Raw genomic sequence first — 11,400 nt, 5'->3', positions numbered from 1 at the left:
GCCCGCTGGCGCCCGGGGCCGTACCGCAGCGGGCGCGGGGCCGGGGTCGCCGGGGCCGCCGGGGCCGTTGACGGGGCCGTCGACGGGCGTCACGCGGACCGGTCGATCGTCTCGTCGTGGCGCAGCGGGCTGTTCGGAGGCGGCTCGTGAGCGCCGTCGAGATCGTCACCCTCGCGTTCGCCGCCCTGGTGCTCATCGCGTGGTACCTGACGTACACCGCGGCCCGGCTGCACCGGCTGCACACGCGGGCCGAGGGCGCGCTGGCGGCGCTGGACGCCCAGCTCGTGCGTCGCGCGGAGGCGTGCGTGGAACTCGCCAACAGCGCCGCGCTCGACCCCGCGACCTCGCTGCTGCTCGCCGGGGCCGCCACCGACTGCCTCGACGCCGCTGCCGACGACATGCGCGGACTCGACTGGGCCGAGGGCGAACTCGCGCAACGCGAGGCGTTGGAGAGCGACCTCAGCGTGACCATGCGGCACGCGCTCGGCTTCCTCGCCGAGCGTGGGGAGGGGTCGGGGGTGTCGGGGGGTGCCGGTGCTTCCGGAGTTCCTGGGGTCTCCGGGGTGTTTGGGGTGCCCGGGGGCTCGGGGGTCTCCGGGGTGTCCGGGGACCCCGGGGTTATTGGGGGCTCAGGGGTGTCTGGGGTGTCTGGGGTGTCTGGGGTGTCTGGGGTGTCTGGGGTGTCCGGGGTGTCCGGGGTGTCCGGGGTGTCCGGGGTGTTTGGGGTCTCCGGCTCGACGGAGGCTCCCGACGACGCCGGCGGCCGGGTGCGTGACGCCCACCGGCGCGTGCAACTCGCCCGGCGGTTCTACAACGACGCCGTCGTCGACGTGCAGCACCTGCGCGGCAACCCGGCGGTCCGCGTCTTCGGTCTCGCCGGCCGCGCCGCCCTACCCCGGACCATGGAGTTCGACGACGCCGACTGAACTCCCGCGAACCGCCCCCGAACGCCCCCCGAACCTCGCTGAAAACTGCGTGTCGCGGTGAGGACTGCGGTCCGGACTGCAGTTCCGACCACGACACGCAGTTTTCAGCGACGTGGGCGCGGCGCCTTCCGTTCGCGCCGCCTCGTCGCCGCGCTGTCTCGCCGTCTCGTCGCCGCGCCGCCTCGTCGCCGCGCGCCCCGTTCGCGTCGCCCCTATTCGCACGTGAGCCTGTGCCATCAGGCGGGACCGCCGGGTTGCCACGAAACCGGCTCCGCGGAGCAGGTTCGCCGGCAGTCGCCCGGTCTCGTTCCGGCAGCCGAGACGGGGCACCCACCTGCTGAGACGTGCCGCGCAGTTCGGAGACCAATCCGGAGACCACGGTGCGTCGACCCCCGACGCGGAGGCGGGCTCCGGGGCGTACGGGGTACCGATCTACACTGGCCCGGCATCGGCGGCCCCGCGCCGCGACCCGTGTGTAGCTCTGCGTGAAAGGCACCCCTGTGACTCTGACTCAGCCTCCCGGTGGCGCTCCGACCTCGGTGAACGGCGCGAACGGACTGGAGCACGCGATCGCGCCGCAGGGCCCGACGACGCAGGGCACGGCGCGGGTCAAGCGCGGCATGGCCGAGATGCTCAAGGGCGGCGTCATCATGGACGTCGTCACGCCCGACCAGGCCAAGATCGCCGAGGACGCCGGTGCCGTCGCCGTCATGGCCCTCGAGCGCGTGCCGGCCGACATCCGCGCGCAGGGCGGGGTGTCGCGGATGAGCGACCCCGACATGATCGACGGCATCATCTCCGCCGTCTCGATCCCCGTCATGGCCAAGGCGCGGATCGGGCATTTCGTCGAGGCGCAGGTGTTGCAGTCGCTCGGGGTCGACTACATCGACGAGTCCGAGGTGCTGACTCCGGCCGACTACGCCAACCACATCGACAAGTGGGCGTTCACCGTGCCGTTCGTGTGCGGCGCGACCAACCTCGGCGAGGCGCTGCGGCGGATCACCGAGGGCGCGGCGATGATCCGGTCCAAGGGGGAGGCGGGCACCGGCGACGTCTCCAACGCGACGACCCACATGCGCTCGATCCGCGCGCAGATCAACCGGCTCCGCTCGATGGCGCCCGACGAGCTGTACGTCGCGGCGAAGGACCTGCAGGCGCCGTACGAGCTGGTCGCCGAGGTGGCGCGCGCCGGCAAGCTGCCGGTCGTGCTGTTCACCGCGGGTGGCATCGCGACCCCGGCCGACGCGGCGATGATGATGCAGCTGGGCGCCGAGGGCGTCTTCGTCGGCTCGGGAATCTTCAAGTCCGGCAACCCGGCTCAGCGCGCCGAGGCGATCGTCAAGGCGACGACGTTCTACGACGACCCGGACACGATCGCCCGCGTCTCCCGCGGCCTCGGCGAGGCCATGGTCGGCATCAACGTCGACGACATCCCCGCGCCGCACCGGCTCGCCGAGCGCGGCTGGTAGCCCTCCGGCGAACGGGTGATTGACCGCTCGCGAGCGGTCACGTTGGTTGCGCGGCGCAACGCCGCAGGTCACAGCCTCGAGGCGCGCCCTCGCCGAAGCTGGTGACCGCTCGACGGACCTCGAGAGGTCACTGCCTGTCCTCGTGTGCGGTTCTGGGCTGGGTGGTTGCCGGGGCTGTGGACACCGCTCGGACTATCACCGCCGGCCGCCCGACCCCTGGCTCTCGGACAAAGCCGCTGGTCAGCGAGCTGTGCCGAACGGCGGCCGCTGTGCGGTGATAGTCCGAACGGTGGCTGGTCGGTGGGCCTGGACCCACGCGGCGCTCACGGCCGGGCTCGCGATGCTCGACGGGCCAACAGAGCTGGGTCGAACGTGTCCCTGCCCGAACGGGGTCCCGACGCCTGCCAGTCCGAAGGGGGCCGACGCCTCCCCGCCCGAACGGGGTCCCGACGCCTACCGGCCCGCACGGGGTCGACGCCTCGCCTGCCCGCCGCCCGCGCGCACGACCCTGGAAACTGCGGGTCACAGTCGGAACTGCGGCACGGACAGCAGTTCTCACCGCGAGGCGCAGTTTTCAGGGAAGTGGGCGGGGTCGGCGTGTCGATTGCATGCAACGGACGGGTGCGAGCGGCCTGGCGGAATCGCCCGTCGGGGCACTGCGGCGCGCTTCGGTGAGCACGACAAGAGCCCTCGCGCGCCTGGAGACGTCGCGGATTCCTTACTGCCGGACGGGTGCCCGCTTTGTGGGTACTCGCGAAATCGCAGGTGGACGGCACACTGGGGGAGGCGGTCGACCCGGGGACGTTCCCGAGCGGCCGCCGTCGTGAGCGCCCACGCGCCACGACGTCGGCCGGGCAGGCAGCGAGAAGGGGACGGGCATGGCATTCGATCGCACGACCGAGCGGACCCGCCGCGAGCGGGCCTTGAGCGGGATCGCCCTGCGGGCCGCGCTGCGCCTGCTCGCCGCCGTCGCCGCTGCGACGGTGGGGGCCACCGGCCTGGCCGATGTGGCGAGCGCGCGACCTGCGGCGACCGCGTCTGCCGCGTCCGCCGGGTCTGTCGCGTCGGCCGCGTCTGCCGGGTCTGTCGCGTCGGCCGCGTCTGCCGGGTCTGTCGCGTCTGTCGCGTCTGCCGGGTCTGTCGCGTCGGCCGGGTCTGTCGCGTCTGCCGGGTCTGTCGCGTCGGCCGCGTCCGCTACGGCCGCGTCCGCTACGGTCGCCACGGCCGAGACCACCGCCATGGCCGAGACCACCGCGACGGCCGAGGCCGCCGCCACGAACGAGGCCACCGCGGCGAGCGCGCTGCCGGCCGCGCGGCAGTCGATCGCGGCGGGGTGGAGCGGCTCGCGCAGCCTGGACATCGGAGAGTCGATCGGGCTGTCGGGTCGGGTGAAGAACGCCGACGGCGGCGCGGCCGGGACGGTGCGGCTCGACCGGCGCGTGGGTGAGACCTGGAAGCCGGTGCTGCGCAAGGAGGTCGGCGCCAGTGGTCGGTGGTCGGCGCGCATCACCCCGCCGCACACCGCCGGGCCGGTGCGCTACCGGGTGGCCTACGTGCGCGGCGGCACCGCGGTCGCCAGCGCCGAGTTGCCGACGCTGAGCGTCTTCCGCGTGAACACCTATTCGATCGAGACACGCGGCAAGCTCGTCGCCGACGTCGACCTGTTCGCCCGCCAGGCGGCCGCGACCTACGCCGACTCCCGGGGGTGGGCCCGCGCCTACCAGCGGTTCGAGCGGGTGCGCTCCGGCGGCGACTTCACGCTGGTGCTCGCCCAGGCCCGCACGTTGCCCGCGTTCTCCTCGAACTGCTCGACGCAGTATTCCTGCCGCGTCGGGCGATTCGTCATCATCAACGAGACCCCGTGGCGTAAGAAGACCCCGGCGTTCACCGGCGACCTGCGCACCTACCGGCACATGGTCGTCAACCACGAAACCGGCCACTGGCTCGGGCTGGGCCACCCGGCGAATGGCTGCACCGGGCGCGGCAACCGCGCCGCCGTCATGATGCAGCAGTCCAAGGGCCTGAAGGGCTGCCGCTTCAACGCCTGGCCGCTGGACCGGGAGGCGGCCGCGGCGCGCGGGTGAGCCACCGGCTCCGGTGGACGCACTCCGGCTCGATCAGCCACGCTCGATCAGCCACGCTCGATCGGCCCGGCCCGATCGACCCGGCTCCGTCAACCTGGTCAGGGGCGACGGCCTAGACTTCTGTGCGTGCCCACCGCGCCGCCCACCTCCTGGTCTGCCCGGCGCCCGACCGATCGGTCCGGCTCCGCCGTGGTGACCGTCGGCGTGCTCGCCGTGCAGGGTGACGTGCGCGAACACGCCAACGCGCTGCTCGCCTCCGGCGCCCAACCGGTGCCGGTGCGCCGCCCCAGCGAGCTCGCCGCGCTCGACGGACTCGTCATCCCGGGCGGGGAGTCGACGGTCATCGACAAGCTCATGCGCGCCTTCGAACTGCGGGAGCCGGTGCGGGCCGCGATCGATGCCGGGCTCCCGGTGTACGGATCGTGCGCGGGCATGATCCTGCTCGCCGACGAGGTGCTCGACGGCACCAGCGACCAGCAGACCCTCGGCGGCATGGCGATCACCGTGCGCCGCAACGCGTTCGGCCGCCAGGTCGACTCGTTCGAGACCGATCTGACGATGCCCGCGCTGACGGAGCCGGAGCGGCCCGTGCGGGCGGTCTTCATCCGCGCGCCGTGGGTCGAGCGGGTCGGCGACGAGGTCGAGGTGCTGGCGACCGTGCCGGCCGGTCCGGCCGCGGGTCGTATCGTCGCGGTGCACCAGGACAACCTGCTGGCCACCTCGTTCCATCCCGAGGTCACCGGCGACGCGCGCGTGCACGAGTACTTCGTGCGGCTCGTCCGCGAGAGCAGCCGACCCGCGTAGCCGGCCGACCACCGCGTGCCTTGGCGCCGCACCCCCACGTCGCCGCGAGGAGGGCGGCCGGGGCACGCGTTTAAGATGGTCTGCGATTCGCGAGCGACCCGGTGGCGCCGAGCCAGAGCACCTCAGAGCGACGCGGCCGCGCCGGGCACCTGATCCGAGAGGAACGTATGAGCGGGCACTCCAAGTGGGCCACCACCAAGCACAAGAAGGCGGCGGTCGACGCCAAGCGCGGCAAGCTGTTCGCCAAGCTCATCAAGAACATCGAGGTGGCGGCCCGCACCGGCGGGGGTGACCCGGCCGGCAACCCGACGCTGTACGACGCCATCCAGAAGGCGAAGAAGAGCTCGGTGCCCAACGACAACATCGACCGCGCGGTCAAACGCGGCTCGGGCGCCGAGGCCGGCGCCGCCGACTGGCAGACGATCATGTATGAGGGCTACGCGCCCGGCGGTGTCGCCGTGCTCATCGAGTGCCTCACCGACAACCGCAACCGGGCTGCCTCCGAGGTGCGCACCGCGCTGACCCGCAACGGCGGCAACCTCGCCGACCCCGGATCGGTCTCCTATGTGTTCGACCGCAAGGGCGTCGTCGTCGTGCCCAAGGAGCAGTCGAGCGGGGCGCTCACCGAGGACTCGCTGCTCGAGGTCGTGCTCGACGCGGGCGCCGAGGAGGTCAACGACCTCGGTGAGAGCTTCGAGATCGTCTCCGAGGCCTCCGATTTCGTCGCGATCCGCAAGGCCGTGCAGGAGGCGGGGCTCGACTACGAGTCTGCGGAGGCCGAATTCGTGCCCAACCTGCAGGTCGAGCTCGACGTCGAGGGCGCCCGCAAGATGATGCGCGTCGTCGACGCCCTGGAAGACAGCGACGACGTGCAGAACGTCTTCGTCAACGGCGACGTCTCCGACGAGATCGCCGCCGAGCTCGACGAGGAGTGAGCCGGACCCACTCGTGACACGACCCCGCGACCCCGGAAGGGGCGCGGGGTCTTCGCGTGCGGGGGCCGCTGCGCGCTGAGGGGCGGCCGCGCGTGGAGGGCGCGCGCCGGTCAGCGGGCGCCGACCCGCTGCTCGGACTCCGATCGGAAGGCGTGGGTCTGGCTGAACCCGGTGTCGACGCACGTGAGGCTGACCTCGATGAGGCCGTTCGGGTCGATCGTGTAGCGCTCCTCGACGAGCGGTCCGCCGTCGCGGCGTTCGACCGGCACCGCCCGCAGCGCCGCGTCGTCGAGGCCCTGCAACGACGGCTCGAACGGGAACACGACGTGCGCGAACGGCACGATGTCGCCGCGCGGCTCGCCCCAGTCGTCGAGGGCCGCGTACTCCACGAACCGGAACCAGCCGACGTTGTGCGCCGCGACGTACCGGCGGGTGATGACGACCCGCTCCGCGCCCGCGGCCGGCAGCACCGCCTCCCGGCCGATGAGCGGGTCGAAGCTCAGGCGCCGCCCGGCGTCACCCTCGCGGAACACCCCGAAGCCGCGCGAGAGCCGGTCGGTCAGCGAGAAGCCCGCGCCGCGGTCGCCCGCAATGGCCAGGCCGATCGCCGTGGAGGCGGCCGGGTAGGGCGAGCGGTGCACGCGGCGGCCGAAGTGCTCGCGCAGCAGTCGCGGCACGAGCGGCAGTCCGCTGGCGCCGCCGACGAGGTAGATGCCGGCGATGTCGGCGAGGTCGGGGGTGTCGGACTCCCCGAGCATGCCGAGCAGCGGACCCATCGCGGAGACGGTTTGCTCGACGAGCGGGGTCGCCGCCTCGTAGAACCGGGCGACGGGCAGCACGACCGGGCTGCCCTGCAGGTCGATGACCAGGCGTTTGGCCTGCGGGGAGAGTCGCTCCTTGGCCTCCCGGCATTCGCCGAGCAGCTCCTCGTACTCGGCGTCCGACAGCGCCTCGCGCTGCGCGCCCGCGGCGTCCAGCACGCACGCGGCGAGAACCGCGTCGACGTCGTCGCCGCCGACGTTGTTCAGGCCCAGGGAGTCGAGCACCTCGTGGTCGGTGCCGTCGACCTTGACGAGCGAGGCGTCGAACGTGCCGCCGCCGAGGTCGTAGACGACCACCCGGGTGCGCCGGGAGTTCAGCGTCCGGCCCTGCCGGTGGCTGTACTCCAGCCCGGCGGCCGACGGCTCGTTGATCATCGCCGTCACCTCGAAGCCCGCGCGGCGGAACGCCTCGAGCGTCAGAAAGCGCTGCGCGCCGTGCGCGTGTGCCGGCACCGCGATGGCGGCCGTGACCGGCTGCGGGTGGGGCACGGCGGGGAGGCCGGAGGTGCCGGGGCCCTGCGGGGCGACGTCGAGCAGGTCGCGCACGCTGGAAACCGTCGCGAGTTCGCGGCGCAGCGCGGCGGCGAACCCGGTGATGACGTCGAGCAGCGGCATCTGCCGGCCGCCGACGGTGACGCTCGTGTGCGGCCCGACCTCGGGGGAGGCCAGCGCCCGCTTGAACGAGCGCAGCGGCACCGCACCGTCGCGCGCCGCGCGCAGGGCGTCGAAGCCGAAGACGAGGTCGTCGCCGTCGAGCGCGACGACGGTGGGCACGTATTCCTGGGCGTCGCCGTCGAGGTCGGGAAAAGTGACGACGGGGTAGTTGCCCCGATCCGCGTAGGCCACGATTGTGCGCGTAGTTCCGAAGTCGACACCCAGATGCATGCGGAAAACCCTAGTCCGGCATGCGAACGCGTCCGAGACCGTCTCGGCGAGGGAGAAGGTGCAGCACCTGGCGTGGGACGGCGCAGGGGCAGAGGGGGTGCGGGGGACCGGCGCGAGACAGCGCGGCGGCCGCTCGCTCGGCGGCGGTCGTTCGCGCGGCAGCGGTCGCCGGGGAGCGGGTGTCGCTCGGGGCACCCGCGACACCGACTCGTTAGGGTGGCCTACGAACAGATGTTCGCATGCGAGAGCGAAGGAGGCCGGGTGATGCGCGTGCTGGCGGTGGACCCCGGGCTGACGCGGTGCGGGCTCGGTGTCGTCGACGGCAGTCTGGGCCGACCGCTCACGCTGGTGGCCGTCGGCGTGCTGCGCACCCCCACCGGCGACCCGGTGCACGAGCGGCTGTTCAACCTGCAGAGCCAGCTGGAGGAGTGGTTCGAGCTGCACCGTCCCGACGCCGTCGCGGTCGAGCGCGTGTTCGCCCGCTCGGACGTCAGCACGATCATGGGCACCGCGCAGGCCAGCGCGCTGCCGATGATCGCCGCCGCGCGCCGCGAGCTGCCGCTGGCGCTGCACACCCCCAGCGAGGTCAAGGCGGCCGTCACCGGCAACGGCCGCGCCGACAAGGCGCAGGTGACGACGATGATCACCCGCATCCTGCGGCTGCCCGCGCCGCCGAAACCCGCCGACGCCGCCGACGCCCTCGCGCTCGCCGTCTGCCACGTGTGGCGCGGGGGCATGCAGGGCCGCATCGAGGCCGCCTCCCGCGCCGAGCGCACCCGGCTCGCCGCCGCCGGGGTGCCGGGTGGCGGCCGATCGCGCACCGGTCGCGCCAGTGGCGCCGGAGTGACCGCGCGCCGGGCCGTCCGATGATCGCCTCGGTCGCGGGACGCGTCGGCGTCGTCGGGCTCGACCACCTCGTCGTCGAGGTCGGCGGCGTCGGGCTGCTCGTGCACACGACCCCGGCCACCGCCGCCTCCGCCCGCCAGGGCCAGGAGATCCGGCTCAGCACGAGCCTGGTCGTGCGCGAAGACTCCCTGACCCTCTACGGGTTCGCCGAGGCCGACGAGCAGGCCACCTTCGAACTCGTGCAGACCGTCTCCGGAGTCGGTCCGCGGCTGGCGCTGGCGATGCTCGCCGTGCTCACCCCCGCGCAACTGCACCAGGCGATCGCGGCCGAGCAGGTCGGGGTGCTGACGAAGGTGCCGGGCATCGGGCGCAAGGGCGCGGAGCGGCTGGTCCTCGAGCTGCGCGACAAGGTGGGGGCGCTGGCGGCCGCGCGCTCCGCCGACTCGGGCGGCACTGGCGAGCGGGCGCCGCTCGTGCCGGCTCCGGCGGCCTGGCGCGCCCAGGTCACCGAGGCGCTCGTGGGGCTGGGATGGACCGCCAAGCAGGCCGAATCCGGCGTCGACAAGGTCGCCGCCCAGCTCGGTGAGGAGCCCGAGGTGGCGGTCGCGCTGCGCGCCGCGCTGCGGGAACTCGGCCGATGAGCGGGGCGAGCGACGGGCGTCCGGAGCGATCGGGCCGACCGGGCGCGTCGGACTCCGAGCCGGGCGCGTTCGACGACGGCTCCTACGACGTGACCGCCCGGATCGTCGACCCCGACCCGTTGCCCGAGGACGAGGGTCGGGTCGAGGCGGCCCTGCGGCCGCGCCGGCTCAGCGAGTTCCCGGGGCAGCCGCGGGTGCGCGAACAGCTCTCGCTCGTGCTCGAGGCCGCCAAGCGCCGCCGCTCGACGCCTGACCACATCCTGCTCTCGGGGCCGCCCGGGCTCGGCAAGACGACGCTCGCGATGATCGTCGCCACCGAGCTGGAGGTGCCGATCCGGGTGACGAGCGGTCCGGCGATCCAGCACGCCGGTGACCTCGCCTCGATCCTGTCGAGCCTCACCGAGGGCGAGGTGCTGTTCCTCGACGAGATCCACCGCATGGCCCGCCCCGCCGAGGAGATGCTCTACCTGGCGATGGAGGACTTTCGCGTCGACATCATCGTCGGCAAGGGCCCCGGCGCCACCGCGATCCCGCTCGAACTGGCTCCGTTCACCGTCGTCGGCGCCACCACCCGCGCCGGACTGCTGCCCGCCCCGCTGCGGGACCGGTTCGGCTTCACCGGACACCTCGACTTCTACGCCACCGCCGACCTCGAGGCGATCCTCGTGCGCTCGGCCGGGCTGCTGTCGGTCGACCACACCCCGCAGGGCCTGGCCGAGATCGCCGGGCGCTCCCGCGGCACGCCGCGCATCGCCAACCGCCTGCTGCGGCGCGTGCGCGACTGGGCGCAGGTGCACGGTGACCACGTCGTCGACCTCGGCGCCGCGCAGGCGGCCCTCGCGCTCTTCGACGTCGACGACCGCGGCCTCGACCGGCTCGACCGCGGCGTGCTCGACGTGCTGTGCCGCCGGTTCGGAGGCGGGCCCGTCGGCCTGTCGACGCTGGCCGTGGCCGTCGGCGAGGAGCCCGACACCGTGGAGACCGTGGCCGAGCCGTTCCTCGTGCGCGAGGGCTTTCTGGTGCGCACCCCCCGCGGCCGCGCCGCCGCGCCCCTGGCCTGGCAGCACCTGGGCCTGACCCCGCCTCCGTCGGCCGAGTCCGCCGCCTTCGGCGACCGCGCCTCCGGCTCCGGGGGCTCCGGGGGCTCCGGGGGGTCGGTCGGCGGCCAGGGCCGTCTCCCGCTCGGCGACGAAGGCCTCGGCCGCTTCGCCGACTGACCTCGCCGACCGCCCCGGAGCCGGATGAATCCCGCGGCGCAGCAAGGCTTCTCGGAGGCACAAACACACTCCGGAGACGGGGCACTCGCGCACGGCGCGGCTCGTTGGATTCCGGCGGCGGGCGTCACCTAAACTCGACCGAGGCCGTCGTGACCTGCGTGGCCCGCGTCGGGCCGGCGGGGGATTCGCGCCACGAGGCGCCAGGCAGAGCCGGGGCGCCAGACCGAGCCGCGACACACAGCACTGATGGGACGAGTCATGGAACGAGCCGGGCGAGGCACGCCGAGCAGCACGTCGACCGCGAGGATCGGGGTCTGAGGCGGTGGCGAAGGCGATCACCAGACCGTTCCGGCGGTCCCTGGCCTGGATGCTGCTCATCGTGCTGGCTCTCGGCGGCGCGCTCGGCGCGGCCGCGACCTGGTCGAACTCGCAGTTGACGCCGCTGCTGGGTCTCGACCTCGAGGGTGGCACGCAGATGGTGCTGCAGCCGCAGGTCGAGGCCGGCGAGGTCAACACCGAACAGCTCGCGCAGGCCGTCGACATCATCCGCGCCCGCGTCGACGGGCAGGGCGTCGCCGAGGCCGAGGTCGCGACCCTCGGCAACAACGTCGTCGTCGCCGTGCCGGGGCAGATGACCCGCGCCCAGGAGGAGGCGCTGCGCCAGTCGTCGCAGATGCGGTTCCGCCCGGTGCTGTTCGCGATCCCCGCGACCGCGCAACCCGAGCCCACGGCGACCCCCACCGGCGGCACCGCGAGCCCGACCGCGAGCCCC

9 protein-coding genes and 1 pseudogene are annotated in these 11,400 nt (G+C 73.6%); 9 read left to right on the top strand and 1 reads right to left on the bottom strand.

The annotated features are described in order from the left end of the window. Positions 1–146 precede the first annotated feature (146 nt). From PINTE_RS24830 to PINTE_RS17640, 5 genes are all read left to right on the top strand, one after another. Positions 147–926: a hypothetical protein gene (locus tag PINTE_RS24830; protein ID WP_157087339.1), complete on the top strand. Its 780-nt coding sequence runs from the start codon at positions 147–149 to the stop codon at positions 924–926. A 539-nt stretch (positions 927–1,465) separates the two neighbouring features. After that, entirely contained in the window at positions 1,466–2,395 is a 930-nt protein-coding gene (pdxS, locus tag PINTE_RS17655) for a pyridoxal 5'-phosphate synthase lyase subunit PdxS (RefSeq protein ID WP_084343751.1), read from the top strand. Between the two features lie 1,238 nt (positions 2,396–3,633). After that, positions 3,634–4,479, top strand: a complete 846-nt coding sequence (locus PINTE_RS17650; protein WP_068433392.1) for a DUF3152 domain-containing protein — start codon at positions 3,634–3,636, stop codon at positions 4,477–4,479. 189 nt (positions 4,480–4,668) lie between these two features. After that, positions 4,669–5,283: a pyridoxal 5'-phosphate synthase glutaminase subunit PdxT gene (pdxT, locus tag PINTE_RS17645; RefSeq protein ID WP_068433388.1), complete on the top strand. Its 615-nt coding sequence runs from the start codon at positions 4,669–4,671 to the stop codon at positions 5,281–5,283. Positions 5,284–5,450: 167 nt separating this feature from the next. After that, entirely contained in the window at positions 5,451–6,218 is a 768-nt protein-coding gene (locus PINTE_RS17640) for a YebC/PmpR family DNA-binding transcriptional regulator (protein WP_068433386.1), read from the top strand. A 110-nt stretch (positions 6,219–6,328) separates the two neighbouring features. Here PINTE_RS17640 and PINTE_RS17635 read toward each other — a convergent pair whose 3' ends face one another. Next, entirely contained in the window at positions 6,329–7,885 is a 1,557-nt protein-coding gene (locus PINTE_RS17635; RefSeq protein WP_245643031.1) for an Hsp70 family protein, read from the bottom strand. 303 nt (positions 7,886–8,188) lie between these two features. Here PINTE_RS17635 and ruvC point away from each other — a divergent pair, with 303 nt between their 5' ends. From ruvC to PINTE_RS17615, 4 genes and pseudogenes are all read left to right on the top strand, one after another. Further along, positions 8,189–8,794, top strand: coding sequence for a crossover junction endodeoxyribonuclease RuvC (gene ruvC / locus PINTE_RS17630; RefSeq protein WP_068433397.1), 606 nt, complete (start codon positions 8,189–8,191; stop codon positions 8,792–8,794). Continuing rightward, a complete protein-coding gene (gene ruvA / locus PINTE_RS17625; RefSeq protein ID WP_068433383.1) occupies positions 8,791–9,411 on the top strand; it encodes a Holliday junction branch migration protein RuvA in 621 nt (206 codons plus the stop codon). The genes ruvC and ruvA overlap by 4 nt, the downstream gene beginning before the upstream one ends. Further along, the gene (gene ruvB, locus PINTE_RS17620; RefSeq protein ID WP_068433381.1) at positions 9,408–10,628 is read left to right on the top strand and encodes a Holliday junction branch migration DNA helicase RuvB; all 1,221 of its coding nucleotides are present in this window, start codon (positions 9,408–9,410) and stop codon (positions 10,626–10,628) included. The genes ruvA and ruvB overlap by 4 nt, the downstream gene beginning before the upstream one ends. A 322-nt stretch (positions 10,629–10,950) precedes the next feature. Further along, positions 10,951–11,400 (top strand): annotated as a pseudogene (locus PINTE_RS17615) (protein translocase subunit SecD); the annotation flags it as partial.

This window comes from Piscicoccus intestinalis NBRC 104926 (genome assembly GCF_001515525.1).
Lineage (GTDB): Bacteria > Actinomycetota > Actinomycetes > Actinomycetales > Dermatophilaceae > Kineosphaera > Kineosphaera intestinalis.
The sequence above is the reverse complement of the archived record's forward strand: the minus strand, read 5'-3'. Positions and strand labels throughout refer to the sequence as shown.

What these genes read in the sequence shown, in the direction of transcription:
- PINTE_RS17650 (WP_068433392.1), top strand. Translation starts at nt 3,634, where the DNA reads ATGGCCGAGACCACCGCGACGGCCGAGGCCGCCGCCACGAACGAGGCC.
- PINTE_RS17640 (WP_068433386.1), top strand. Translation starts at nt 5,451, where the DNA reads ATGAGCGGGCACTCCAAGTGGGCCACCACCAAGCACAAGAAGGCGGCG.
- ruvC (WP_068433397.1), top strand. Translation starts at nt 8,189, where the DNA reads ATGCGCGTGCTGGCGGTGGACCCCGGGCTGACGCGGTGCGGGCTCGGT.
- ruvA (WP_068433383.1), top strand. Translation starts at nt 8,791, where the DNA reads ATGATCGCCTCGGTCGCGGGACGCGTCGGCGTCGTCGGGCTCGACCAC.
- ruvB (WP_068433381.1), top strand. Translation starts at nt 9,408, where the DNA reads ATGAGCGGGGCGAGCGACGGGCGTCCGGAGCGATCGGGCCGACCGGGC.